Origin of the sequence: Bradyrhizobium guangxiense (assembly GCF_004114915.1) — a bacterium.
Taxonomy (GTDB): Bacteria; Pseudomonadota; Alphaproteobacteria; order Rhizobiales; family Xanthobacteraceae; genus Bradyrhizobium; species Bradyrhizobium guangxiense.
In genome coordinates, this window is sequence record NZ_CP022219.1 from 1,637,342 (window position 1) to 1,661,686 (window position 24,345).

Sequence of the window (24,345 nt, forward strand, 5' to 3'; positions counted from 1 at the left end):
CGCGTCGTGTACAAATTTCTTGAACAGACCGTTGACGGCTACATGACGCGCAACGTCAAGGTGGTGCAGCGTGACCGCGACCTGCTCGAGCTCAGCGAGATGTTCGAGACCGACGATTTCAACTCCTATCCGGTCGAGGACGACGGCCAAGTGGTCGGCATCGTCACCAAATTCGACATCCTGAAGTGCTTCGCCTTCACGCCGAGCCAGATGCTGCCGCGCTATCACGACCTGATGAGCCGCAAGATCGGCGACGTCATGACTCCCGAGTTCATCTATGTCAGCCCCGACACGCGGCTGACGCGCGTGCTCCAGATCATGGTCGAACACCGCATCAGGAGCATCATCGTGCTCGACAGCACGCAGAAGCTGGTCGGGATCATCGCCCGCGAGGACGTTATCGCAGCACTCAAGGCGACGGCGCGCGACTGACGGGCCATCCCTGATCGAGTTCATTGTCGCCTCCGTGATTGTACGGAGGCTGTTTGCGTTTGTGCGTCATGCCGGGTTGGCCTGCGTGCGTCGAGATTTTGAAGGGAACCAGCACGACCTCGCCCGCTCCGAAGAACTTAAGTGCCGCTCTTGATTGAAATCAATTCCCGGTGAGGGTGAATGTGGTTTCTGGCGTTGTGTTCTTTCAGAGAGAATCCGCATGAGCCAGCCCTCCATTTCCAAATCCATGACCATCGGTGAAAGCGGCTTGGCTGTCGTGTTCGCAGTCACCGCCTTCCTCTGCGTGATCGCTTCGGCCAAGGCGCTCGATGCGCCCTTCGCCTTCCATGCCGCGCTCAGCGCGGCGGCGAGCCTGGCGGCGGTGTTCGTCATCATCAACCGCTACCTCGACCGCCCGGCGGCGCTGCCGCCGCAGGAAATCAACGGCCGCCCGAACTACAACATGGGCCCGATCAAGTTCTCCGCGTTCATGGCGATGTTCTGGGGCATTGCCGGCTTCCTCGTCGGCCTAATCATCGCCTCGCAGCTGGCTTGGCCGGCGTTGAACTTCGACCTGCCCTGGACCAGCTTCGGTCGCTTGCGACCGCTGCACACTTCGGCGGTGATCTTCGCCTTCGGCGGCAACGTGCTGATCGCGACCTCCTTCTACGTTGTGCAGAAGTCCTGCCGCGCGCGCCTCGCCGGTGATCTCGCACCGTGGTTCGTCGTGATCGGCTACAATTTCTTCATTCTGATCGCCGGCACCGGCTATCTGCTCGGCGTCACGCAAGGCAAGGAATACGCCGAGCCCGAATGGTACTCGGATCTCTGGCTGACCATCGTCTGGGTGGTTTATCTGCTGGTCTTCCTCGTCACCGTCATCAAGCGCAAGGAACCGCACATCTTCGTCGCGAACTGGTTCTATCTCGCTTTCATGGTGACGATCGCGGTGCTGCATCTCGGCAACAACCCCGCGCTGCCCGTCTCTGTGTTCGGCTCCAAGTCCTACATCGCCTGGGGCGGCATCCAGGACGCCATGTTCCAATGGTGGTACGGCCACAATGCGGTCGGCTTCTTCCTGACCGCCGGCTTCCTCGCCATCATGTACTACTTCATCCCGAAGCGCGCCGAGCGGCCGATCTATTCCTACCGGCTGTCGATCATCCACTTCTGGGCGCTGATCTTCCTCTATATCTGGGCCGGCCCGCACCATCTGCACTACACGGCGCTGCCGGACTGGACGCAGACGCTCGGCATGACCTTCTCGATCATGCTGTGGATGCCCTCCTGGGGCGGCATGATCAACGGCCTGATGACGCTGTCGGGTGCGTGGGACAAGCTGCGCACCGACCCCGTGCTGCGCATGCTCGTCGTCTCCGTCGCCTTCTACGGCATGTCGACCTTCGAAGGCCCGATGATGTCGATCAAGGTGGTCAACTCGCTCAGCCACTACACCGACTGGACCATCGGTCACGTGCATTCGGGCGCGCTCGGCTGGGTCGGCTTCGTCTCCTTCGGCGCGCTCTATTGCCTGGTGCCGTGGGCCTGGAACCGCAAGGGCCTCTACAGCCTGAAGCTCGTCAACTGGCACTTCTGGATCGCCACGCTCGGCATCGTTCTCTACATCTCGGCGATGTGGGTGTCCGGCATCCTGCAGGGTCTGATGTGGCGCGCCTACACCTCGCTCGGCTTCCTCGAATATTCCTTCATCGAGACCGTCGAGGCGATGCATCCCTTCTACATCATCCGCGCAGCCGGCGGCGGCCTGTTCCTGATCGGCTCGCTGATCATGGCCTACAATCTCTGGATGACGGTTCGCGTCGGCGAACAGGAAGCCCAGATGCCCGTCGCTCTTCAGCCGGCGGAATGAGGAGCTAAAGCAATGTCGTTCTGGACACGCCACCAAATCTTCGAAAAGAACTCGATCATCCTGATCGTCGGCATCCTGCTGGTGATCGCGATCGGCGGTCTCGTCGAAATCACCCCGTTATTCTACCTCAAGAGCACGATCGAGAAGGTCGACGGGGTGAGACCCTATACGCCGCTGGAGCTGGCGGGGCGCAACGTCTACGTCCGCGAGGGCTGCTATCTCTGCCATTCGCAGATGATCCGGCCGCTGCGCGACGAGGTCGAGCGCTACGGCCACTTCTCGCTCGCCGCGGAGAGCATGTTCGACCATCCGTTCCAGTGGGGCTCCAAGCGCACCGGTCCGGACCTCGCCCGCGTCGGCGCCAAATATTCCGACGACTGGCACGTGACCCATCTGACCAACCCGCGCGCGATCGTGCCGCAGTCGGTGATGCCGGGCTATCCGTTCCTCAGCCGGAACGAAGTCGACCCGGACGCGATCGCCGACCACATGCGCACGCTGCGGACCGTCGGTGTGCCCTACACGGACGACCAGATCGCCAGCGCGGGCGCCGATCTGAAGGCCCAGGCCGATCCGGAGAATGCCGGCACCGACGCCTTCAACAAGCGCTACGCCAAGGCCGTCGTGCGCAATTTCGACGGCAAGGCCGGAACGCCGACCGAGATGGACGCGCTGATTGCGTATCTGCAGATGCTGGGCACGCTGGTCGACTTCAAGATCTACAACGAGAAAGCCAATCTTCGCTGAGAAGGCATGAACGATGAAAGCTATCCTGACAGTCCATAATCTAGCGTCCGAGCTCGTGACGACGATCTGGACGCCGGCGTTCGTCGCGATCTTTCTCGCGATCATCGCCTACGCTTTTTGGCCCCGTAACAAGGCTGCCTTCGATGAAGCAGCGCACCTGCCGTTGCGGGAGGAGTGAGACACCATGACCGATCATCATAGCGACATCGATTCCGTCTCCGGCAAGTCCACGACCGGGCACGAGTGGGACGGCATCAAGGAGCTCAACACCCCGCTGCCCCGCTGGTGGGTGATCACCTTTTACCTCACCATCGTCTGGGCGATCGGCTACTGGATCGTCTATCCGGCATGGCCGCTGATCGCCAGCAATACCACGGGCGTGTTCGGCTATTCCTCGCGCGCCGACGTCGCGGTCGAGCTCGCTAACCTCGAGAAGATCCGTGGTGACAAGATGGCGGCGCTGGGTGCGGCCCCGCTCGCCGACATCGAGAAGGATCCGGCCTTGCTGGCGCTCGCCCGTGCCAAGGGCAAGACTGTGTTCGGCGACAATTGCGCGCCGTGCCACGGCTCCGGCGGTGCCGGCGCGAAGGGCTATCCGAACCTGAACGACGACGACTGGCTGTGGGGCGGCACGCTCGACCAGATCATGCAGACCATCCAGTTCGGCGCGCGTTCCGGTCATGCCAAGACGCATGAGGGCCAGATGCTCGCCTTCGGCAAGGACGGCGTGCTGAAGCCGGACGAGATCGCCACGGTCGCCAATTACGTGCGGTCGCTGTCGGGCCTGTCGACCCGTAACGGCTTCGATGCCGCCAAGGGCGCGAAGATTTTTGCGGAAAACTGCGTCGCCTGCCATGGCGACGGCGGCAAGGGCAACCAGGAGATGGGCGCACCGAACCTGACCGACAAAATCTGGCTCTACGGTTCCGACGAGGCGACCCTGATCGAGACCATCAGCCAGGGCCGCGCCGGGGTGATGCCGGCCTGGGAAGGGCGGCTCGATCCCGCCACCATCAAGGCGATGGCGGTCTACGTCCACTCGCTGGGCGGTGGAAAGTAGCGGATCCGCGGCTCAAAGATTCAGGCGGGGGTGCACAAAAGTGCCCCCGTTTGAGCTGGATCAACTGACGCGGCGATGTCGGGTCTAGGTTTAATCGCACCTCTTCGAGAAGCTCTAGGCGATGAACAAGACCGTCAACCCGAACGAACTGAAGCCTGCGGACGACGTCGGGCCGCTCTACGCGGCCCGCAAGAAGGTCTACCCCCAGAGCGTCTCCGGCACGTTCCGCCGGATCAAATGGGCGCTGATGGCGTTCTGCCTCGGCGTCTATTACTTCCTGCCGTTCGTGCGTTGGAACCGCGGCCTCGGCGCCCCCAGCCAGGCGGTGCTGATCGACCTGCCCAACAGCCGCTTCTATTTCTTCTTCATCGAGCTGTGGCCGCAGGAGGTCTACTACTTCACCGGCCTGTTGATCGTGGCCGCGGTGGCGCTGTTCCTGATGAACTCGGTCGGTGGCCGTATCTGGTGCGGCTATCTCTGCCCGCAGACGGTGTGGACCGACCTGTTCTATGCCGTCGAGCGCCTGATCGAGGGTGACCGGCGCGAGCGGATGAAGAAAGACAAATCGTCCGATCCCTTGAAGCTCGAGCGGATCTCCGAGATCGTGCTCAAGCATTCGATCTGGCTGATGATTGCCTGGTGGACCGGCGGCGCCTGGGTGCTCTACTTCAACGACGCGCCGACCCTGGTGAAGGAACTCGTCACCTTCCAGGGCCCGATGATCGCCTATATCTGGATCGGCATCCTCACGGCCTCGACCTATCTGCTCGCCGGCTTCATGCGCGAGCAGGTCTGCACCTATATGTGCCCGTGGCCGCGCATCCAGGCCGCGCTCACCGACGAATGGGCGCTGAACGTCACCTATCGCTACGACCGCGGCGAGAAGCGCACCTCGGTCAAGAAGGCCGCCGAGCTGCGCGCGCTCGGCCAGCAGGTCGGCGATTGCGTCGATTGCTACCAGTGCGTCGCGGTCTGCCCGACCGGCATCGACATCCGCAACGGACCGCAGATGGAATGCATCCAGTGCGGTCTCTGCATCGATGCCTGCGACAACGTGATGGCCAAGATCGGCCGCCCGAAGCGGCTGATCGGTTACGACAACGACATCAACATCCACCGCCGCCAGGAAGGCAAGGCGCCGATCTACCGCATCGTTCGCGCCCGCACCATCGTCTACAGCGCGATCATCGCGGCCGTCGGCGGCTTCATGGTCTATACGCTGGCGACCCGCAGCCTGCTCGACGTCAACGTGCTGCACGACCGCAATCCGGTCGCGGTCAAGCTCAGCGACGGCTCGATCCGCAATGCCTACACGGTGCGGCTGTTGAACAAGAGCGGCTACGACCGCGCCATCGCCATCGACGTCGAGGGGCCAGTCAATCCCACAATGCACGTCGTCGGCGTCGATTCGGTAACGCCGGACCGGCCCATCATCGTGATTCCGCGCGACTCCACCAGCGAGCTGCGGCTGCTCGTCACGGCGCCGGCCGAGAACAATCCGGAGAAGTCGATTCCCGTTCGCTTCCACGTCATGGATATCGGGCTGGGCGTCGCCGCGAGCGCCACCGACAATTTCGTCGCGCCGTAAATCCAGGAGAACATCATGTCATCCAAGCCGCTGACCGGAACCAAGGTCCTCCTGATGCTGGTGGCCTTCTTCGGCCTGGTGATCGGCGTCAACGTGACCATGATGAAGCTCGCCATCGCGACGCTGCCCGGCACCGACGTCGACAGCCCCTATGCTGCCGGCTTGACCTACGACCGCGAGATCCTGGCGGCGCAGGACCAGGCCGCGCGCAAATGGAAGGTCAACGCCCATATCGAGCGTCGCAACGACGGCGGTGCCATGGTCCAGGTCGAGGCCCGCGATGCCGGCGGCCAGCCGATCGCCGGGCTTAAATTCGGCGGACGGCTGGAGCGGCCGACCGACAAGCGCGCCGATCTTGCCGTCGAGCTCACCGAAGCCGGCATCGGCCTCTATCGCGGCGATGCTGCGTCCGTCGCGCCGGGCCAGTGGGACCTGGTGATCGAGGGCGAGGCGCGAGGGACGCGCGTGTTCCTGTCGCGCAACCGCGTGATCCTGAACTGAAGGGTTTTGCCATGCAGGTCACGCGCGATTTCTCCCATTATGTTCGCGAGGCGGGCGAGGGCGTCCAGCACATCGATCTGGCGGTGGAAGGCGTTCACTGCGCCGGTTGCATGGCCAAGATCGAGCGCGGCCTATCCGCCATCCCCGACGTCACGCTGGCGCGCGTCAACCTCACCGACCGCCGCGTCGCGCTGGAATGGAAGGCGGGCACGCTCGACCCAAGCCGGTTCATCGATCGGCTTGAAGAGCTCGGCTACAAGGCCTATCCGTTCGAGACCGAGAGCGCGGAGGTGGCGGAGGTCGCCGAGTCGCGCTTCCTGCTGCGCTGCCTCGGCGTCGCGGCATTCGCCACCATGAACGTGATGATGCTGTCGATCCCGGTGTGGTCGGGCAACGTCTCCGACATGCTGCCCGAGCAGCGCGACTTCTTCCACTGGCTGTCGGCGCTGATCGCACTGCCGGCGGCGGCCTATGCCGGCCAGCCGTTCTTTCGCTCGGCCTGGCGCGCGCTGTCGGCGAAGACGACCAACATGGACGTGCCGATCTCGATCGGCGTGATCCTGGCGCTCGGCATGTCCGTGGTCGAGACCATTCACCACGCCGAGCACGCCTATTTCGACGCGGCGATCATGCTGCTGACCTTCCTCCTGGTCGGCCGCTTCCTCGATCAGAACATGCGGCGGCGGACCCGCGCGGTTGCCGGCAATCTCGCGGCGCTGAAGGCCGAGACGGCCGCGAAGTTCGTCGGTCCCGATGAAATCTCGCAGGTGCCGGTGGCCGCGATCCATCCCGGCGACATCGTGCTGCTCAGGCCGGGCGAACGCTGCGCCGTCGACGGCACCGTGATCGAGGGGCGTTCGGAGATCGACCAGAGCCTGATCACCGGCGAAACGCTCTATGTCACGGCCGAGCAGGGCACGCCGGTTTACGCAGGATCGATGAACATCTCCGGCACGCTGCGGGTGCGGGTTTCGGCCGCGTCCGAGGCGACGCTGCTCGCCGAGATCACGCGGCTGCTCGACAATGCGCTCCAGGCCCGCTCGCGCTACATGCGCCTCGCCGACCGCGCCTCGCGGCTATATGCGCCGGTGGTGCACGCGACCGCGCTTCTGACTATCTTCGGCTGGGTCATCGCCGGCGCGTCCTGGCACGATGCGATCGTGACGGGCGTTGCCGTGCTGATCATCACCTGCCCCTGCGCGCTGGGGCTGGCGATTCCGACCGTGCAGACGGTCGCCTCGGGCGCGATGTTCAAGGCGGGCGTGCTGCTCAATGCAGGTGATGCCATCGAGCGGCTGGCCGAGGCCGATCATGTCATCTTCGACAAGACCGGCACGCTGACGCTGCCCGATCTTGAAGTGATGAATGCCGCCGACATTCCGGCCAACATCTTCGAGCTCGCCGGCCGCCTGGCGTTGTCGAGCCATCATCCGGTCGCCGCCGCCGTGGCGCAGGCCGCCGGTGCCAAATCGCCGATCGTCGGTGCCGTCGAGGAAGCCGGACAGGGTGTCCGCGCGACCGTGGACGGCGTCGAGCTTCGCCTCGGCCGCCCTTCCTTCTGCGGTGCGGAGGGGGTGGTCGGCAATGCCATGGTCGATCCTGAAGCCTCCGTCGTGGCGTTCAGCAAGGGCAGCGAAAAGTTCATCCTTTGGGTTCGCCAGGGCCTGCGACCCGATGCCAAGGCGGTTATCGCGGCGCTGAAGGCGCGCAACATCGGCATCGAGGTTCTCTCCGGCGATCGCGAGCCAGCGGTGAAGGCCGCGGCGCAGGCGCTTGACATCCCCGAATGGCGCGCCGGCGTCACGCCGGCCGACAAGATCGCGCGGATCGAGGAGTTGAAGCGGCGCGGCGCCAGGGTGCTGATGGTCGGCGACGGCATGAACGATGCGCCTTCGCTCGCGGCGGCCCATGTCTCGATGTCGCCGATCTCGGCCGCGCATCTCAGCCAGGCCACCGCCGATCTCGTCTTCCTCGGCCGGCCGCTGGCGCCGGTGGTCGCCGCCATCGACGCCTCGCGCAAGGCGCTGCATCTGATGCGGCAGAACCTCTGGCTCGCGATCGGCTACAACGTTCTCGCCGTGCCGGTTGCGATCAGCGGCGTGGTCACGCCCCTGATCGCGGCGGCCGCCATGAGCGGGTCCTCGATCCTGGTGATGCTGAATTCGCTGCGCGCGCGCAGCGCCTCGCGGGAGATCGTGTGATGGAGATCCTGGTCATCCTGGTCCCGCTGGCGCTGATGCTCGGCGGCGCCGGTCTCGTCGCCTTCCTGTGGTCGCTCAGAAGCGGCCAGTACGACGATCTCGACGGTGCCGCCTGGCGCGCCATCGCCGACGACGAGCCGCCGCAGGAAGCGCCTGCGAAGCGTTAGCGCCTCAGATTGAGTGTGAGCAGGGCTGCCGCGACGAGAGCCGCGCCTACGCCGAGCACGCATGCCGGCCACCCGAACGCGTCGAACAGGCGCCCGAGCACGGCCGTACCGACCAGCCCGCCGCAGAAATAGCACGCAAGATAGGTCCCGCTGGCGATGCCGCGGTTGTCGGCAGCCGCCTGTCCGACGAAGCCGGTGGCGGCGGCCTGCGCGAAGAATGTGCCGACGCCGACCAGAACCATGCCGGTGAGCACCTCGCTCAGATGCGGCCGCAGCATCAAGGGGAGGCCCAGCCCGGCAATTGCGAGCGCGCCCCAGATCGTCGAACGCGTTCCGAGCCTTGACGTCACCCGGCCGGCCAGAAGCGTCGTGACCACCGACGGCAGGAAGACGAAATAGACGAGGCCGAGATCCATCATGCCGAGCGCCAGCGGCGGGCGCACCAGCACGAAATTGACGAAGGTGAAGGTGCCGATGAAGGCGAACAGGATGCAGAAGCCGATGCCGAAGGCCGCCCGCAGATGCGGATTGCGCCAATGCGCGATGGTGGCGGCAAGCGGCGAAGCCGCCGGCATCACTGCATGCATCGGCGGCACGCGGGCAATCGTGAAATAGACCAGCGCCGCGCCGGACAGATTGAGCGCCGCGAACAGATAGAAATTCCAGGAAAGGCCGAGGCCGTCGGCAATGGCCGCCGAGATCAACCGACCGACGAGGTTGCTCGCGACATTGCCGGTGATGTAGGCGGCAAAGGCACTGCCGGCGTCCATCGCGCTGCATTGCTCGCCGAGATAGGCGAGGGTGAGCGCGAAGGCGGAGGCCATGCACAGGCCCTGCGCGACCCGCAAGGCGGTGAAGACGGCAAGGTTCGGTGCCGAGGCCAGCAGGCTGGTGGGGATCGCCAGCAGGGCCAGGCTGAGCAGAATGCCGGTCCGCCGGTTGATGCGCGGACTGAAGATGCCGACGACGAGGCTGGCTGCCGCCATGCCGAAGGTGCTGGCGTTGACGGCAAAGCCCATCGCGGCCGGCGTGACGCCGTAGTGCCGCGTCAGCGAGGGCAGGATTGCCTGCGTCGCGAAGAGATCGACGACGGTCAGGAATGCAGTGAGGCCGATCACGAGCGATCGCAGCGCCAGCCCCGGCGAGTGCGCCTCCATCGCGGTCTTTGCCGGTTTGATCGACGCGGAAAGATCGGTCATGTCGTTGCGCTCCGCAGATCTGTCATTCCGGGCTGGTGCGGACGGGACGCGCAAAGCGCGGACCGGAGCACCAGATCCGGAATCTCGAGATTCTCAGGTGCGCAATTGCGCACCGTAGTTCGATGCTGCGCATCGCCCCGGAATGACGGGGGGAGAGAGATGGACTCGTTACATGTGGTGGTCGTTGGGATCCTTGCGGACGTCGCCGACATAGAGAATGACGGTTTCCTTGCCGAGGTTCTTCCACCAATGCGAGGTGCCGTGGACCTCGGGACGGATGTCGCCAGCCTTGTGCAGGATCGGATCGACGCAGTTGGAGGCGTATTCGACGATCTCGCCCTGCTGAACAAAGATGAGCGCGGGACGGTCATCATGGCTGTGCCAGGGCACGATGCCGCCGGGCTCGATGGTCAGCTTGCGGAAGCGCAGCTCGCGCCCCTCGATATGGGCCGGCTGCTTGCCGAGGTCGATGGCACCGAGCGTGACGTCGGTGACCCCGACAGGCTTGTAGTCGACCATCGGCTGGGCGTTCGGCTTGATCTTGCCGGCCGGACATTCGCCGGCAACGACCGGCTGCGCCGTGAGCGCGAGCGCGCCGGCGATGGCAAGGCCTGGCCAGATCAGACGCGACAAGGCACGGCTCTTGACGTGGCTCTTGGACATGGGGAGGTCTCCTGTGTTGGCCGCAACCCCGGTGGTCGCCGGCGATGCGGCAACTTCGCCGAAATCGCGTCCCGCCTGAAATGCCGGCTTGCTCTCGATGCGATAGCGGCGGGCTATGTTGATGCGCGCCGGCTATCGATCCGATTGGGCAACGGCATTTCCACTTTCGCGGCATTCGGGGTCCGATGACACCGCGCCCGATTGGCGGGCGCTCACGTCAATCCGGAGGAGCCCCCATGCCGAAATTGTCCAAGACCCTGATCGCCACCGCCGCATTTGCGGTCATCGCCACCTCGGCCTTCTCGGAGGCCACATGGGACTTCAAGGCCGGCATGGCCTATGTCTATGGTGGACCCGGCAGGATGTCGGCGATGGCGATGGCCCCGGCCGAGAAGAACCACGAGGCGATGATGAAGAACGCCAAGAAGGTGCCCGACAACACCGTCTTCTTCACGAACAACGGATCGCTGTACTCCACCTCGGGACGGCTCGATCCGACCGGCAATTTCTACGTGAACTGAACCAGTCCCGGCATCGCAGCCGCCCCTTGCGGGCGGCCAAACCAGGAAACTAATATTCGCCGCAAGAGAATGCCGGAGCAGACGATGACAGCTCTCTCGCCAGCCGATGCCGAACAGCTCAGGCTTGCCTTCCAACGCTGCCGCGACATGGACGGCACGCTGAACGAGCAGCTCCGCGCCTATGCCGACGCCAGCCGTGCGGTCTTTCCGGCCTATGGCGAGGCCGTCGATCGCCTGGTGGCGAGATTGGGCGGCAATGGCGGCGGCGAGTCCGCGCCGCGCCCCGGCGATGCAATGCCGCCGTTCATGCTGCCGGACGAGGGCGGGCGTCTCGTCACGCTGCCTTCGCTGCTGCAGCGCGGCCCGGTCGCGGTGATGTTCTTCCGCGGCCATTGGTGTCCCTATTGCCGGCTCAATGTCCGCGCCGTGGTCCAGGCGCTCGACCGCATCAGGGCCATGGGCGCCCAGATCGTTGCGGTCATGCCGGAGACGCAGGAATACACTGGACGGCTCAAGGCCGAATCCGGCGCGCCGTTTCCGATCCTGACCGATCTCGACAACGGCTATGCGCTGTCGCTCAATCTCGCGATCTGGCTCGGCGCCGAGATCCAGAGCCTGTTGTCCTACCAGGACATGGCGAAATTCCACGGCAATGACGGCTGGATGCTGCCGATCCCGGCCGTGTTCGTGGTCGGCCGCGACGGCATCGTGAAGGCGCGCTTCGTCGACCCTGATTTCCGCAAGCGCATGGAGATCGATGACCTGCTCGCAGCGCTGGAGAGCGCGAGCCGGGAGAACTGAGCGCCGGCGCTACCCCGCAATCTCCCGCCAGTCGGCGCCGCGCAGCATGCGCATGACGGCGTTGGCGACGGCCGTTCGCTGCCGGCCGGCCACGCCGTAGAGGCTGACGGTGCGGCGGGCGTCGAGCCCGGTGACTGCGGCGCGTTTCAGGCTCTCCGGCACCAGCGAGGTGTGGGGCATCATGGCGATGCCGATGTCGGCCTCCACCAGTTCGATCAGATCGCGCTCGCTCGAAATCTCGTGGCCGTGATCGACGTCGATGCCGTGTTCGCGAAGGCTGGCGGAGATGCGTCTCGAATGCTCGCAATAATTTCGGCCGAGCAATTGCTCGGCGCGCAAATCATCCGGCTCGATCGTATCGTGCGCGGCGAGCCGGTGCTCCCTGCTGACGATGAGATCGAATGTCTCGGTGAACAGCGGCCAGGTGTCGAGCCGGTCCCAGGCCTCGTCGATCTCGGCGGCGATGCCGAGCTCGGCCTCGCCCTTCTTGAGGAAATCGCCGACTTCGCGGCTCGTCCCGCGCAGGAAGCGCAGCTCGAGCCGGTTGAACTGCCGCCTGATCTCGTTGAGGTGGGGAATAAGCAGTGTCAGGTCGATCGAATGCGTCAGCGCGATGCGGAGCGCACCGACTTCTCCACTCCTAAACGATGAGGCGAGGGAGCGCGCGCCGGCGGCGGCGTCATAGCACTGCTTCAACAGCGGATGCATGCGCTGGCCGAGCTCGGTCAGTTGCGCCGCCGGCCGCTCGCGGCGAAACAGGTCGCCGCCGAGCTCGGTCTCGAGCTGCTTGATCGCGCGCGTCAGCGAGGGCTGCGTGACGTTGCACTCCTCCGCCGCGCGCGTGAAATTGAGCAACTGCGCCACCGCGAGGAAATAGCGGACCTGGTGCATTTCCATGGATCTGCTCCCAGCAGGTTCGGGCCTCAAACCTAGCCGATCGGAGCGGGAAATGACATCCCGCCCGCGATAGCGCGGGCGTATGGAGTCGGAAGCCAACCGGCATTTCCCTGAAACAGGGGGATCCCGCAGATTTCACTCCAGCCACGGCGCGGTATCGCGCCCAGAAGAGGTCTGGATCATGAATATCCCCATCAAGACGCAGACGTCCGTTTCGTCACGCGCGCTGGCCGGCAAGGTCGCGCTGGTCACGGGCTCGACCAGCGGCATCGGTCTCGGCATCGCACGTGCGCTGGCGGCGGCCGGCGCTGATGTCGTGCTGAACGGCCTCGGCGTCGCCGGCGAGATCGGCCGGACACGCGAGCAGATCGCCGCCGAGTTCGACGTCAAGGCGAGCTACTCACCGGCCGACATGACGAGGCCGAAGTCGATAGCCGAGATGATCGCGGCGACCGTCGCCCAGTCCGGGCGGCTCGACATCCTCGTCAACAATGCCGGCATTCAGCATGTTGCGCCGCTCGAGCAGTTTCCGGTCGACAAATGGGACCAGATCCTCGCGATCAACCTGACCTCGGCTTTCCACACCACGCGGCTCGCGCTGCCGGCGATGCGCCAGAACGGTTTTGGCCGGATCATCAACATCGCCTCCGCGCACGGTCTGGTCGGCTCGCCGTTCAAGGCAGCTTATGTCGCCGCCAAGCACGGCATCGTCGGTCTGACCAAGGTCACGGCGCTGGAGGCCGCGGAGCAGGGCATCACCTGCAACGCGGTCTGTCCCGGCTACGTCTCTACGCCGCTGGTCGAAGCGCAGATCGACGGGCAGGCCAAGGCGCACGGCATCTCCCGCGATCAGGTGATCCGCGAGGTGCTGCTCGCGCAGCAGCCGAACAAGCGTTTTGCCACGGTCGAGGAACTCGGCGCGCTGACGGTGTTCCTGTCGACGGACGCGGCGGCTTCGATCACCGGCGTCGCGCTTCCGGTCGACGGCGGCTGGACCGCGCATTGACATGGGCCAGCTCAGCAAGTCGAATATTCGACCAACGCAGGAGCGTGACATGAACGGCACACACGACAACACACGGGGCAAGGGTCATGACCTGCCGGGTCAGGTCGTTCTCGTGCTCCAGGGCGGAGGCGCGCTCGGCTCCTATCAGGCCGGCGTCTACCAGGCTCTGCACGAGGCCGGGATCGAGCCGGATTGGGTCATCGGCACCTCGATCGGCGCCATTAATGCAAGCCTGATCGCCGGCAACGCGCCGGAGCATCGACTTGCGCGCCTCAGGGAATTCTGGAAGCGGATGGAGCAGAAGCAGGTCTGGGACTGGCGCGCCGCGTTTCCCGGCTTCAACGAGAAGCTCGCTTATTGGTCGACCGTCACCCACGGCATTGCCGGCTTCTTCCGGCCCAATCCGCTGGCGCATGCCGGAGATTCCTATCCGCTCGGTGCCGACAACGCGGGCTATTATTCGACCGCACCACTGGAGAGGACCCTGAGCGAGCTGGTCGATTTCGATCTTGCCAATCGTTGCGCGCCACGTCTGACGGTCGGTGCGGCTCATGTCGGCACCAGCGAAATGCGCTACTTCGACAGTCGTGACGGCGAGCTGACCGTGAAGCATGTGATGGCTTCGGGGGCGCTGCCGCCGGCTTTCCCGGCGGTACGCATCGACGGCGAACTCTATTGGGACGGCGGCATCCTGTCGAACACGCCGACGGAGGCGGTGTTCGACGACAATCCACGGCGGGATTCGCTGATCTTCTCCGTGCATTTGTGGAATCCCGTCGGCGCCGAGCCGACCACGATGGCGGAGGTGCTGAACCGGCACAAGGACGTGCAGTACTCCAGCCGCATTTCGAGCCAGATTGCGCGCCAGCAGCAGGCCCATCGCCTGCGCCATGTCATCAATGAGCTCGCGGCGCGGCTTCCGGAGAGCGAGCGCACCGACCCCGCCGTCAGGGAGCTGATGAGCTACGGCTGTCCCACCCGGATGCATGTGGTGCGGCTGCTCGCGCCGCAGCTCGAACGCGAGACCCACACCAAGGATATCGACTTCAGCCCGTCCGGGATCACACGGCGCTGGCATGCCGGTTACGCTCACATGCGATCGGTCCTGACGCGCAAGCCCTGGATCGGCGAATTCGATCCACTCGCCGGTGTGGTCCTGCACGAGCATACGGACGAGATGCCGATGGCGGCGGAGTAGAGCTGCTCCCTCATCATCGAATTGCCACAGGCCTTGCGGATCGTCGGCGATCCCTAGTCGAAAGGCCCTCGCAAGTGGTGTCCGCGAACGATCTTGAAGCGGCCCTCGATCAGGTCCGCGCCAACGCGGCCGGACCGGTGGCCGGCGTGTTCGGCCCGGCCTCGGTGACCTGGCGGATCGACCGCGAGGCCATCATCTTTCTCGGTGCCGGTCGCGCGTTGTTGCTGCAGCTGGCCCATCCCTGGGTCGCGGCTGCCATCGCCGAGCATTCCAAGACCTTTGCCGATCCGATCGGGCGCTTTCACCGCACCTTCGACATCGTCTTTGCCATGGTGTTCGGCTCGCTCGACCGGGCATTGCTGTCGTCCCGGCAGCTGCACCGGCGCCACGGCATGATCGTCGGAGCGATGCCGGAGACCATCGGCCCCTTTGCGGCAGGCTCGCGCTATTGCGCCAACGACATTCCGTCGCTGCGCTGGGTTCATGCCACGCTGGTCGAATCCGCGCTGATGGCGCACGATCTGGTGCTTGCTCCAATCCCGGCGGAGGAGCGCGAGCGCTACTGGACCGAGAGCCGATTGTTCGGGGCCTTGTTCGGATTGACGGCAGACGTCCTGCCGGGGGATTGGGCGGGCTTTACGGCCTACACCGCGGCGATGGCGCAATCGGAGATGCTGACCGTCAGCCCGGCGGCGCGTGAGATCGCTACGCAGATCTTCGGCGGTGCACGTCCGTGGTTGCGGCCGCCGCGCTGGTATCGCGCGCTCACGGCGCGGATGTTGCCGGCGCGGCTGCGCGCCGGGTTCGGGTTTGGGCTCGATGCGCGTGACGAGAGGGCGGCCGACAATGCGCTGCGATGGATCAGGCGCGTCTATCCACGATTACCCGACAGGCTGCGCTATGTCGGGCCCTACCAGGAAGCGCAGGCGCGGCTACGCGGCGAACCGCAGCCCGACTGGATGACGCGCTGCCTCAACCGGGCCTGGATCGGCCGCTCGCAGATGGACGTCCGCGGGAAATAGCGTCTTGAGGCCAAGCTTGTTGAAGCTTGTCATTCCGGGGCGCGCGGAGCGCGAACCCGGAATCCATTTCTCCCAGCATTCCGGCGGAACGATGGATTCCGGGTTCGCGCCAAGCGGCGCGCCCCGGAATGACAGCGCTTCCTCACACCGATGCCAGCTTGCGGTACAGTGCGCTGTAGCTGCCGGCCGAGATGGTCCAGGAGAACGACCGTCCCATGGCGCTGCGGCGCATGGTGTCGAGCTGGTCTTGCGCCATGAAGGCGGAGAAGGCCCGGCGCACGCCGCCGAGGAACGAATCGCGCGAGGGTTTGGAGAACAGGAAGCCGGTCTCACCGTCGGTGATGGTCTCGGCAAGGCCGCCGGTCTGGTGCCCGATCGGCAGCGAGCCGAAGCGCTGGGCGTACATCTGGCTCAACCCGCAGGGCTCGAAGCGCGACGGCATCAGGGTGAAATCGCTGCCGGCAAAGATGCGGCGGGCCTGGGCGTCGTTGAAGCCGATCACCACGCCGATGGCGTCGGGGCGACGGCGATGCGCGTCGATCAGGGCCTGTTCGAGCGCCGGCTCGCCGGAGCCGGTGACGACGATCTGCCCGCCGGCGTCGACGATCTCGTCGGCCGCCGACAGCACGAGGTCGATGCCCTTTTGGTGCACCAGGCGCGCGACGATGCCGAACATCGGGCCGCGCGAGACCGCCAGGCCGAATTGCTTACGGACGTAATCCGCATTGGCCCTCTTGCCGGCCCAGTCGCCGGCGCCGAACTGCTGGGCGAGCTGGGCGCAGGACCGCGGGTCCCAGCTCTCATCGATGCCGTTGAGGATGCCGGTGAGCTCGGCGGCGTCCGAGCGCAGGCGAAGCAGGCCCTCCAGGCCGCAGCCGAACTCGACCGTGGTGATCTCCCGGGCATAGGTGCCGCTGACCGTGGTGAGGTGCGAGGCGTAGACCAGCCCCGCCTTGAGGAAGGAGAGCTGGTCGTAGAACTCGATGCCGTCGATGTGGAAGGAGCTCTCCGGTGCGCCGATCCGCCGCAGCGAGTCCTTCGGGAAGAGGCCCTGATAGGCGAGGTTGTGAATGGTCAGGATCGACGGCAGCTTGGCCCCGCGCCAGGCGAGATAGGCCGGCACCAGCGAGGCCTGCCAGTCATTGGCATGGATCAGGTCTGCTGCCCAATTCTTGTCCAGCGTGCCCATGGCGAGCTCAGCGGCTGCCGAGGCAAAGCGCGCGAAGCGGATGTCGTTGTCCGGCCAGTCGCGCCCGGACTCGTCGCCATAGGGATTGCCGGGCCGGTCGTAGAGTTGCGAGCACAACAGCACGTAGACCGGTAGGCCGTCCTTGGTCGCGGCCCGACCGAGCGTGCAGGCCGGCATTTCCGCGAACGCCGGGCAGCGGCCGACGATCTGAATGTGCGTGAGTTGCTCGATGATGTCGCGATAGCCCGGTAGCATGACCCGGATATCGGCGAAGGGGCGAAGGGCTCGGGGAAGGGCTGCGGAAACGGCGCCAAGTCCGCCGACGCGGACAAAGTCGTCCATCTCCGTGGTGACGAACAAGACCCTCAAGAACAGCCGCCCTCTTCAGACCCCGCTTGCTCCTATGCAAGAACGGGTCCAGTTGTGCTGGAATTCCAAAGCCCGCCCACGCGGCACGTCTGTTCGGTAAACACTTTCCTACTCAGCCGCCGCCCTCTAGGGTCGCCGCATCAACAACAGAGAACATTGATTGTTCCGAAGCGACCCAAGGACGTGAGCAAGCATGCAGCTACCAGACAAGCATGAGGGGACTTTGACAAAGATCATGGCGGGCCTGCGGGGCCTGGATTTTTTGACCACGATCGCCGGTCCCCATTGCGCGCGGATGCTTGCCGACATGGGCGCCGAGGTCATCAAGATCGAGACCGACGGCGGGGAGACGATGCGGACCCGGCCGCCGCTGCGCAAGGGGTGCAGCACCGCGTTTGGCCAACTCAATGTCGGCAAGAAGAGCATGGTGCTCGACCTCAAATCCGCTGACGGCAAGGAGGTCGTCCGCCGGCTGGCCGCGACATCAGACATCCTGGTCGAGAACTTCCGCCCTGGCGTCATGCATCGGCTGCAGCTCGATTACGACAGCCTGCGCGCCGTCAACCCGCGGCTGATCTATTGCTCGATCTCCGGCTACGGCCAGACCGGCCCCTCGGCCGAGCTGCCGGCCTATGCGCCGGTGATCCATGCCGCCTCTGGCTACGACATGGCGCATCTCGCCTACCAGCCCGGCCGCAGCCGCCCCGATTATTGCGGCATCTATCACGCCGACGTCGTCACCGGCACCTATGGCTTCGGCGCAATCGCCTCCGCGCTCTATCAGCGGACCGTGACCGGGCTCGGCCAGCATATCGACGTGTCCATGCTGGAAACGATGCTGTCGCTGACGCTGACCGAATTGCAGAGCGCGCAATTCGCAGTGAAGCCGCCGCCGCGCCCGATGTTCGGCCCGACCGAAACGGCGAACGGCTATGTCATGATCACGGTCGCCAGCGAGAAGACGTTCCAGGGATTGATGGGCGTGATCGGCCGAGCCGAATGGATCTCCGATCCGCGCTTCTCGACCTATGCCCCGCGCCGCGAGAACTGGGCCGAGGTGATGGACGGTGTCGAGGCCTGGTCGCGGCAGCTCACGACCGATGCCTGTCTCGCTGCGCTCGGCGCGGCCGGCGTGCCGGCGTCGGCCTATCGCACCGTGTCCGAGGCGCTGAACGATCCGCAGCTCGCGCACCGGCAGGCGCTCACAGAGGTGCGGGACGAGGGCGGCTCCTTCAAGGTGCTCACCCTGCCGTTCCGAATGTCGGCGGCCGACATCACGCCCGCAAGGACGATGGCCGTGCTCGGCGAGCACACGGATGCGCTGCGCGACGAGATCGGCGTCGCGGATGACGCGCCAATTCCGATAGGCAAAACGGCCGCGACGTTCTGAGCACCGTTGCGCCGCACCTGCGGCATGTGATCTCTCGTGCGTTCCTCTTGCCGTCGCGAGCATTTGTCGCCAATCTCGCCTCCCAGTCATTCAACGATCCGAAACATCGGACGAGGGATCCCGGGAGGAACCATGACGAAGATTGCTGCTGCGGCGCGCAAGCACGCGCCGATTTTCCTTGTTGCGGCATTTGCCGTCCTTCCTCCGGCCGAGCCCGCGCAGGCGCAGAAGTCCGGCGGCAGCATCACCGTCGGCCAGGAGCTGGATATCGCCGGCTTCGATCCGCTCAAGGTCGGTGTCTACGATACCTCAACCTTCACCGCTGCCGCCGCTATCTTCGACACGCTGACCACATTGAACGAGAAGGGAGAGGCCGCGCCGAAGCTCGCGGTGTCCTGGACGCATTCCGAGGACTACAAGAGCTGGACCTTCAAGCTGCGCGAAGGCGTGAAATTCCACGACGGCACGCCGTTCAATGCGCAGGCCTTCAAGGAGAATTTCGACCGGCAGAAGGATCCCGCCAACAAGTGCCGCTGTGCCTTCTACATCACCAACATCAAGGAAGTGCTGGCGCCGGACGAATACACGGTCGTCTACAATCTGACCGATCCTAGCGTGAACCTGCCGGCGACGATCACCATCCAGAGCCAGAACAACGTCGTGCACTCGCCGACGGCCTGGAAGACCAAGGGCGACGATTATAACCGCAATCCCGTCGGGACCGGTCCCTACATTCTGAAATCCTGGACCGCCGGCGACCGCATGGTGCTGGAGAAGAACCCGAACTATTGGGACAAGGGGCGGCCTTATCTCGACCGCATCATCTTAAAGCCGCTTCCGGACGCGCAGTCGCGCTTCGCCTCGCTGCAATCGGGCGAGGCCGACATCATCTGGGACGACGAAGCCGACGCCGACAACATCACGAGGGCGCAGAAGGACCCCAAGCTCACCGTTCACACCTACAAGGGCTCGGGCGCTGCGGTCTATGCCTTCAATACCAAGGTCGCGCCGTTCGACGACGTCCGCGTGCGCCAGGCGCTGGTGATGGCGCTCGATCGTCCGAAGATGTCGCAGGCGATCAGCAACGGCCTGAGCCGGCCCGCGACCAATCCATACGGTGACGGCTCCTGGGTCAAGTGCAAGGACGACGGCGCGCTGCCGTTCGACGTCGAGAAGGCCAAGGCGCTGATCAAGGATTACGGCAAGCCGGTCGAGTTCAAGATGCTGGTGACCGCGACGCCGCGCGGCCGGATGGTCGGCCAGGTGCTTCAGCAATTCTGGAAGCGCGTCGGCGCCAACATGGAGATCGAGCAAGTCGACCAGGCCACCATTCCATCGCGCGCCTTCCCCCGCCAGTTCCAGATGACGCCGTGGCGCATCGTCGATCTCGCCGATCCCGATCCGCAGATGTACGCGAATTTCCGCAGCGGCAGCCCGCTCGCACTCGCCGGATACTCAAACCCCGAGCTCGACAAGCTCCTGGACCACGCGCGCGTCACTCCCGATCTCGGCGAGCGCACCGAGGATTACTGCGCCATCAGCCGCCTGATCAACAAGGAGGCGATCTGGTTCTGGACCTTCCAGAACACCTACTACGCGCTGTCGAGCGCCAAGCTGAAGGGCTTCCCGAAGATCTACAATGGCGTGATCGACGTCTCGACCACCTGGCTGGAATGACGGTGCGATGCTGAACTTTGTCGTTCGCCGGCTGCTCGGCATGCTGCCGGTGTTGCTCGCCGCCTCGCTGCTGACATTCCTGATCGCCTCGCTGCTGCCGGGCGATCTCGCTCTCGTCATCCTCGGCGACCAGGCGACGCCGGAGAATGTCGCGGCGCTGCGCCGTGACATGGGGCTCGACCAGCCGCTGTGGTGGCGTTACCTGAGCTGGCTCGGCCATGTCCTGCAGGGCGATCTCGGCCGCTCGTTCCGCACCGGTCAGACCGTGCTGCAGGCGGTCGCCGAGCGCATTCCGGTCTCGCTTCAGCTGATGCTGATGGCGGAGTTCATCGGCCTCCTGATCGGCGTTCCCGTCGCGATCGCCTGCGCTGCGCGCGCCGGCAGCGCCTTCGACCGCTTCATGACCGGCAGCGCGTTTGCGATGCTGTCGATGCCGTCCTTCCTGGTGGCGATCCTCTTGATCTATCTGTTCGCGGTCGAGCTGCACTGGCTGCCGGCGACCGGCTATGTGCCGTTCACCGAGGAGCCGCTGGCGAATCTGCGCTTCTTCGTGCTGCCGGCGCTGACGCTGGCGCTGGCGGAATGGCCGGGCATCATGCGGGTGCTGCGCTCCGACATGATCGCGACCTTGCAAGAGGACTATATCGCGCTCGCGAAAGCAAAGGGCCTCAAGCCCGCGCGCATCCTGTTCGTGCATGCGCTGAAGCCGTCCTCGCTGACTCTGGTGACGGTGACCGGCATCAATATCGGCCGCCTGCTCGGCGGCACGCTGATCGTGGAATCGATCTTTGCGCTGCCCGGAATCGGCCGGCTCCTGGTCGGGGCGATCTACACCCGCGACCTCGTCATCCTCCAGGGCGTCGTGCTGCTGGTCGCATGCGGCTTCGTCCTCGTGAACTTCATCGTCGACATGCTCTATGCCGTGCTCGACCCCAGGATCCGCCATGGCCACGCTTGAGCTCTCGCTGCAGGATGAGGCGGCGCCCGTATCGGCCGGCCGCAAGCGCAAGCTCGGCCTGCTGTTCTGGATCGCGAGCGCCTGGCTCGCAATCATCCTTGCGCTCGCAATCCTCGCGCCGGTGCTGCCGCTGCAGAATCCGGTAGACATGGACATGCTGGAGCGTCGCGCGGCGTTCTCCGGGGAGCACTGGCTCGGCACCGACGCGCTCGGCCGCGACGAGCTCGCCCGCCTGATTTTTGGCGCGCGGGCGTCGCTGACGGTCGGGCTGATCGCACCGATGATCGGCCTCACCATCGGTGGTGCGCTTGGCCTGTTCGCCGGCTATTTCCGCGGCCGGTTCGAGACATTGGTGGTCGGCAGCATGGACGTGCTGCTCGCCTTTCCGCCGCTGATTTTCGCGCTCGCCGTGACCGCCTATCTCGGGCAGTCCGTCCCCAACCTCACCTTGATCCTCGGCGTGCTCGGCATTCCCGCCTTCATGCGCGTGGCGCGGGCGGCGACGCTGACCTTGGCGCGACGCGAGTTCGTGATCGCGGCCGAGGCGCTCGGCGCCAGCCATGCGCGCATCCTGCTGCGCGAGTTGTTGCCGAACGTGATCCTGCCGCTGTTGGCCTTCTTCCTGCTCGGTGTTGCCGTCACTATCGTGGTCGAGGGCGCGCTGTCCTTCCTCGGTCTTGGCGTGCCGCCGCCGATGGCGAGCTGGGGCAGCATGATCGGCGAGGGGCGCGACAGCCTCGACGTCGCGCCGCGGCTGGCGTTCCTGCCGGCGGCCGGACTGTTCCTCACCGTGCTGGCCTTCAACCTGGTCGGCGACACCTTGCGGGCGCTGACCGACCCACGTCAGGGGGCGCTGTGAGCGCCCCGCTGCTCACCATCGCGGACGTCGTGGTCGAGCTGCCGACGCCCCGCGGCAATTTGCGCGCGGTGGATCATGTCGACCTGTCGCTGGCGGCGGGCCGCACGCTCGGCATCGTCGGCGAATCCGGTTGCGGCAAGACCATGTTGTCGCGCGCCGTGCTTCAGTTGCTGCCCAAGAAGGCGAAGCTGACCGGCCGCGTGATGTTCGACGGCCAGGATCTGGTGCGGCTTGAGCCTGAAAGCCTGCGGCGGCTGCGCGGGCGGGACCTCGCAGTCGTGTTCCAGGACCCCATGACCTCGCTCAATCCGGTGCTCACCATCGGCACGCAGTTGATGGAGACGATCCAGGAGCATCTCGAGCTCGATGCCCCGGAGGCACGCAAGCGCAGCATCGAGCTGCTGGCGGCCGTCGGCATTCCCGCGCCGGAGCAGCGGCTCCCGCAATATCCGCACCAATGCTCCGGCGGCATGCGCCAGCGCATCGCGATCGCGATCGCACTGTCCTGCGAGCCGAAGCTCTTGATCGCGGACGAGCCGACCACCGCGCTCGACGTCACCATCCAGGCACAGATCCTCGATCTGCTCGCCCGCGAGCAGCGCCGCCGCCACATGGCGATGATTATCATCACCCACGATCTCGGCGTCGTCGCCGGCCGTGCCGACGAGGTCGCGGTGATGTACGCGGGCAGGGTAGTGGAGCGCGCGCCGACGCAAGCCTTGTTCAAGCGCATGCACATGCCCTACACCGAGGCGCTGCTGGCGGCGATCCCGAAGCTGGATGCCGCGCCGCATACGCCGCTGCCGGCCATCTCGGGCCGTCCGCCCGATCCGACCCGGCCGCTGCGAGGCTGCTCCTTTGCGCCGCGCTGCCGCTATGCGGTCGGCCGCTGTCGTGAAGCCAAGCCCGAACTGACGAGTGCCGAGATGCCCGATCATCTCTATGCCTGCTTCCACCCGATCCGGATCGCGGAAGGCGTTGGCGCATGATGCAGCTTGCCGTGCGCACCGAGCCGCTCCTGAGCGTCGACAATCTCGTCGTCGAATATGGCCTCGGCAACAAGGCCGTGCATGCGGTCTCCGGCGTCAGCCTTCGGGTCGCGCGCGGCGAGACGCTGGGGCTGGTCGGCGAATCCGGCTGCGGCAAGTCGACGCTGGGGCGCGCAGTGCTGCAATTGCGCCGGGCCAAATCAGGACGAGTGCTGTTCGACGGCGAGGATCTCACCGCGATGGAGGGCGAGGCGCTGCGCAAGATGCGCCGTCGCGTGCAGCTCATTTTCCAGGACCCGATCGCCTCGCTCAATCCGCGCCGTCGCATCGGCGATATCGTGGCCGAGCCGCTGATCATCGCCGGCGTTAGGGATGCCGCCGAGCGCCAGCGCAGGGTTCACGAGGTGCTCTCGGCCGTCGGGCTCGATCCTGATCTGGTGGCGAACCGCCTGCCGCATGAGTTCTCCGGCGGCCAGTGCCAGCGCATCTGCATCGCGCGATCGCTGGTGCTCAACCCGGAGTTCATCGTCTGCGACGAGCCGGTCTCGGCGCTCGACGTCTCGATCCGCGCGCAGATCCTGAACCTGCTGGAGGAGATGAAGACGCGCTTCGGCTTGACGCTGCTGTTCATCGCGCACGACCTTGCGGTGGTCAAAGCGGTCAGCGACCGCGTGGCGGTGATGTATCTGGGCCGGCTCTGCGAGGTCGGGCCATCAGAGCAATTGTTCGCGAGGCCTCGGCATCCCTACACGAACCTGCTGTTGCAGGCGATCCCGGTGCCCGACCCGGATATCCGTCCCGCCGAGAGTGTGGCAGCGGGCGAGCCGCCATCGCCGATTGCGCCGCCGTCCGGCTGCCGCTTCCGCACCCGCTGCCCGCGGGCCGATCAGCGATGCAGCGCGGAGATACCGGAGTTACGCGAAGTTGGGCCCGGCCAGTTCGCGGCTTGCCACCATCCGCTGGCCTAAACTAAGACAGCACTCGAATTTGTCTCGTCACGCCACCCATGGCATGGTGGCGACAAGGACAAGCATGCCGGGA

At 65.4% G+C, this 24,345-nt stretch carries 24 protein-coding genes; 20 read left to right on the top strand and 4 right to left on the bottom strand.

The genetic code is table 11. The features are described from left to right. Positions 1 to 6 precede the first annotated feature (6 nt). The 9 genes from X268_RS07760 (at position 7) to ccoS (ending at position 8,566) form a co-directional block, all read left to right on the top strand. A complete protein-coding gene (locus X268_RS07760; RefSeq protein ID WP_128924379.1) occupies positions 7 to 432 on the top strand; it encodes a CBS domain-containing protein in 426 nt (141 codons plus the stop codon). A gap of 220 nt (positions 433 to 652) precedes the next feature. Beyond that, positions 653 to 2,302: a cytochrome-c oxidase, cbb3-type subunit I gene (gene ccoN / locus X268_RS07765; protein WP_128924380.1), complete on the top strand. Its 1,650-nt coding sequence runs from the start codon at positions 653 to 655 to the stop codon at positions 2,300 to 2,302. A 12-nt stretch (positions 2,303 to 2,314) separates the two neighbouring features. Then, positions 2,315 to 3,049 (top strand): cytochrome-c oxidase, cbb3-type subunit II, encoded by a 735-nt coding sequence (ccoO, locus tag X268_RS07770; protein ID WP_128924381.1) that lies wholly within the window; start codon positions 2,315 to 2,317, stop codon positions 3,047 to 3,049. Between the two features lie 13 nt (positions 3,050 to 3,062). Continuing rightward, positions 3,063 to 3,227, top strand: coding sequence for a cbb3-type cytochrome oxidase subunit 3 (locus tag X268_RS07775; protein WP_128924382.1), 165 nt, complete (start codon positions 3,063 to 3,065; stop codon positions 3,225 to 3,227). 6 nt (positions 3,228 to 3,233) lie between these two features. Beyond that, positions 3,234 to 4,109, top strand: coding sequence for a cytochrome-c oxidase, cbb3-type subunit III (ccoP, locus tag X268_RS07780; protein ID WP_128924383.1), 876 nt, complete (start codon positions 3,234 to 3,236; stop codon positions 4,107 to 4,109). Between the two features lie 121 nt (positions 4,110 to 4,230). Further along, positions 4,231 to 5,697 carry a cytochrome c oxidase accessory protein CcoG gene (gene ccoG / locus X268_RS07785; protein WP_128924384.1) on the top strand — a complete coding sequence of 489 codons (1,467 nt, stop codon included), beginning with the start codon at positions 4,231 to 4,233 and terminating at the stop codon, positions 5,695 to 5,697. A 15-nt stretch (positions 5,698 to 5,712) separates the two neighbouring features. After that, on the top strand, positions 5,713 to 6,198 hold the full coding sequence (locus tag X268_RS07790) for a FixH family protein (RefSeq protein WP_128924385.1): 486 nt from the start codon (positions 5,713 to 5,715) through the stop codon (positions 6,196 to 6,198). 11 nt (positions 6,199 to 6,209) lie between these two features. After that, positions 6,210 to 8,399: a cation-translocating P-type ATPase gene (locus tag X268_RS07795; RefSeq protein WP_128924386.1), complete on the top strand. Its 2,190-nt coding sequence runs from the start codon at positions 6,210 to 6,212 to the stop codon at positions 8,397 to 8,399. After that, on the top strand, positions 8,399 to 8,566 hold the full coding sequence (gene ccoS, locus X268_RS07800; protein ID WP_008550618.1) for a cbb3-type cytochrome oxidase assembly protein CcoS: 168 nt from the start codon (positions 8,399 to 8,401) through the stop codon (positions 8,564 to 8,566). Before X268_RS07795 ends, ccoS begins: the two co-directional genes overlap by 1 nt. Here ccoS and X268_RS07805 read toward each other — a convergent pair. Continuing rightward, entirely contained in the window at positions 8,563 to 9,765 is a 1,203-nt protein-coding gene (locus tag X268_RS07805) for an MFS transporter (RefSeq protein WP_128924387.1), read from the bottom strand. The two genes, ccoS and X268_RS07805, sit on opposite strands and share 4 nt — an antisense overlap. Before the next feature lie 168 nt (positions 9,766 to 9,933). Then, positions 9,934 to 10,428 carry a cupin domain-containing protein gene (locus X268_RS07810; protein WP_128924388.1) on the bottom strand — a complete coding sequence of 165 codons (495 nt, stop codon included), beginning with the start codon at positions 10,426 to 10,428 and terminating at the stop codon, positions 9,934 to 9,936. Between the two features lie 236 nt (positions 10,429 to 10,664). Between X268_RS07810 and X268_RS07815 the strand changes: the two genes are divergently transcribed. Further along, a complete protein-coding gene (locus X268_RS07815; protein ID WP_128924389.1) occupies positions 10,665 to 10,949 on the top strand; it encodes a hypothetical protein in 285 nt (94 codons plus the stop codon). An 84-nt stretch (positions 10,950 to 11,033) separates the two neighbouring features. Then, positions 11,034 to 11,750 carry a peroxiredoxin-like family protein gene (locus X268_RS07820; RefSeq protein WP_128924390.1) on the top strand — a complete coding sequence of 239 codons (717 nt, stop codon included), beginning with the start codon at positions 11,034 to 11,036 and terminating at the stop codon, positions 11,748 to 11,750. A 9-nt stretch (positions 11,751 to 11,759) separates the two neighbouring features. On the opposite strand, the gene X268_RS07825 is transcribed toward X268_RS07820, so the two are convergent. Next, entirely contained in the window at positions 11,760 to 12,647 is an 888-nt protein-coding gene (locus X268_RS07825; protein WP_128924391.1) for a LysR family transcriptional regulator, read from the bottom strand. Between the two features lie 181 nt (positions 12,648 to 12,828). On the opposite strand from X268_RS07825, the gene X268_RS07830 reads away from it, so the two are divergent. The 3 genes from X268_RS07830 to X268_RS07840 all read left to right on the top strand — a co-directional run bounded on the left by X268_RS07830 (position 12,829) and on the right by X268_RS07840 (position 15,873). Continuing rightward, entirely contained in the window at positions 12,829 to 13,653 is an 825-nt protein-coding gene (locus tag X268_RS07830; protein WP_128924392.1) for a 3-hydroxybutyrate dehydrogenase, read from the top strand. A gap of 49 nt (positions 13,654 to 13,702) precedes the next feature. Continuing rightward, entirely contained in the window at positions 13,703 to 14,851 is a 1,149-nt protein-coding gene (locus X268_RS07835) for a DUF3734 domain-containing protein (RefSeq protein WP_128924393.1), read from the top strand. 74 nt (positions 14,852 to 14,925) lie between these two features. Continuing rightward, positions 14,926 to 15,873 (top strand): oxygenase MpaB family protein, encoded by a 948-nt coding sequence (locus tag X268_RS07840; protein WP_164937606.1) that lies wholly within the window; start codon positions 14,926 to 14,928, stop codon positions 15,871 to 15,873. A gap of 142 nt (positions 15,874 to 16,015) precedes the next feature. Here X268_RS07840 and glgA read toward each other — a convergent pair whose 3' ends face one another. Next, positions 16,016 to 17,431, bottom strand: coding sequence for a glycogen synthase GlgA (gene glgA, locus X268_RS07845; protein WP_128924394.1), 1,416 nt, complete (start codon positions 17,429 to 17,431; stop codon positions 16,016 to 16,018). 193 nt (positions 17,432 to 17,624) lie between these two features. Between glgA and X268_RS07850 the strand changes: the two genes are divergently transcribed. The 6 genes from X268_RS07850 to X268_RS07875 all read left to right on the top strand — a co-directional run bounded on the left by X268_RS07850 (position 17,625) and on the right by X268_RS07875 (position 24,272). Next, a complete protein-coding gene (locus tag X268_RS07850) occupies positions 17,625 to 18,821 on the top strand; it encodes a CaiB/BaiF CoA transferase family protein (protein ID WP_128924395.1) in 1,197 nt (398 codons plus the stop codon). Positions 18,822 to 18,953: 132 nt separating this feature from the next. Next, positions 18,954 to 20,498, top strand: coding sequence for an ABC transporter substrate-binding protein (locus tag X268_RS07855; RefSeq protein WP_128924396.1), 1,545 nt, complete (start codon positions 18,954 to 18,956; stop codon positions 20,496 to 20,498). Between the two features lie 7 nt (positions 20,499 to 20,505). Beyond that, a complete protein-coding gene (locus X268_RS07860) occupies positions 20,506 to 21,456 on the top strand; it encodes an ABC transporter permease (protein ID WP_128924397.1) in 951 nt (316 codons plus the stop codon). Then, entirely contained in the window at positions 21,443 to 22,315 is an 873-nt protein-coding gene (locus X268_RS07865; protein ID WP_128924398.1) for an ABC transporter permease, read from the top strand. Before X268_RS07860 ends, X268_RS07865 begins: the two co-directional genes overlap by 14 nt. Then, positions 22,312 to 23,304 carry an ABC transporter ATP-binding protein gene (locus X268_RS07870; RefSeq protein WP_128924399.1) on the top strand — a complete coding sequence of 331 codons (993 nt, stop codon included), beginning with the start codon at positions 22,312 to 22,314 and terminating at the stop codon, positions 23,302 to 23,304. The genes X268_RS07865 and X268_RS07870 overlap by 4 nt, the downstream gene beginning before the upstream one ends. After that, a complete protein-coding gene (locus tag X268_RS07875; RefSeq protein WP_128924400.1) occupies positions 23,301 to 24,272 on the top strand; it encodes an ABC transporter ATP-binding protein in 972 nt (323 codons plus the stop codon). Before X268_RS07870 ends, X268_RS07875 begins: the two co-directional genes overlap by 4 nt. Positions 24,273 to 24,345: the final 73 nt, after the last annotated feature.

Bases quoted from the DNA above. Each gene is read 5' to 3' on its own strand.
- ccoO (WP_128924381.1), top strand. From the start codon at position 2,315: ATGTCGTTCTGGACACGCCACCAAATCTTCGAAAAGAACTCGATCATC.
- X268_RS07815 (WP_128924389.1), top strand. From the start codon at position 10,665: ATGCCGAAATTGTCCAAGACCCTGATCGCCACCGCCGCATTTGCGGTC.
- X268_RS07810 (WP_128924388.1), bottom strand. From the start codon at position 10,428: ATGTCCAAGAGCCACGTCAAGAGCCGTGCCTTGTCGCGTCTGATCTGG.
- X268_RS07825 (WP_128924391.1), bottom strand. From the start codon at position 12,647: ATGGAAATGCACCAGGTCCGCTATTTCCTCGCGGTGGCGCAGTTGCTC.
- X268_RS07830 (WP_128924392.1), top strand. From the start codon at position 12,829: ATGAATATCCCCATCAAGACGCAGACGTCCGTTTCGTCACGCGCGCTG.
- X268_RS07850 (WP_128924395.1), top strand. From the start codon at position 17,625: ATGCAGCTACCAGACAAGCATGAGGGGACTTTGACAAAGATCATGGCG.
- X268_RS07820 (WP_128924390.1), top strand. From the start codon at position 11,034: ATGACAGCTCTCTCGCCAGCCGATGCCGAACAGCTCAGGCTTGCCTTC.
- ccoG (WP_128924384.1), top strand. From the start codon at position 4,231: ATGAACAAGACCGTCAACCCGAACGAACTGAAGCCTGCGGACGACGTC.
- X268_RS07775 (WP_128924382.1), top strand. From the start codon at position 3,063: ATGAAAGCTATCCTGACAGTCCATAATCTAGCGTCCGAGCTCGTGACG.
- ccoS (WP_008550618.1), top strand. From the start codon at position 8,399: ATGGAGATCCTGGTCATCCTGGTCCCGCTGGCGCTGATGCTCGGCGGC.
- X268_RS07855 (WP_128924396.1), top strand. From the start codon at position 18,954: ATGACGAAGATTGCTGCTGCGGCGCGCAAGCACGCGCCGATTTTCCTT.
- X268_RS07795 (WP_128924386.1), top strand. From the start codon at position 6,210: ATGCAGGTCACGCGCGATTTCTCCCATTATGTTCGCGAGGCGGGCGAG.
- X268_RS07835 (WP_128924393.1), top strand. From the start codon at position 13,703: ATGAACGGCACACACGACAACACACGGGGCAAGGGTCATGACCTGCCG.
- ccoN (WP_128924380.1), top strand. From the start codon at position 653: ATGAGCCAGCCCTCCATTTCCAAATCCATGACCATCGGTGAAAGCGGC.
- X268_RS07865 (WP_128924398.1), top strand. From the start codon at position 21,443: ATGGCCACGCTTGAGCTCTCGCTGCAGGATGAGGCGGCGCCCGTATCG.
- X268_RS07860 (WP_128924397.1), top strand. From the start codon at position 20,506: ATGCTGAACTTTGTCGTTCGCCGGCTGCTCGGCATGCTGCCGGTGTTG.
- X268_RS07875 (WP_128924400.1), top strand. From the start codon at position 23,301: ATGATGCAGCTTGCCGTGCGCACCGAGCCGCTCCTGAGCGTCGACAAT.
- X268_RS07790 (WP_128924385.1), top strand. From the start codon at position 5,713: ATGTCATCCAAGCCGCTGACCGGAACCAAGGTCCTCCTGATGCTGGTG.
- X268_RS07805 (WP_128924387.1), bottom strand. From the start codon at position 9,765: ATGACCGATCTTTCCGCGTCGATCAAACCGGCAAAGACCGCGATGGAG.
- ccoP (WP_128924383.1), top strand. From the start codon at position 3,234: ATGACCGATCATCATAGCGACATCGATTCCGTCTCCGGCAAGTCCACG.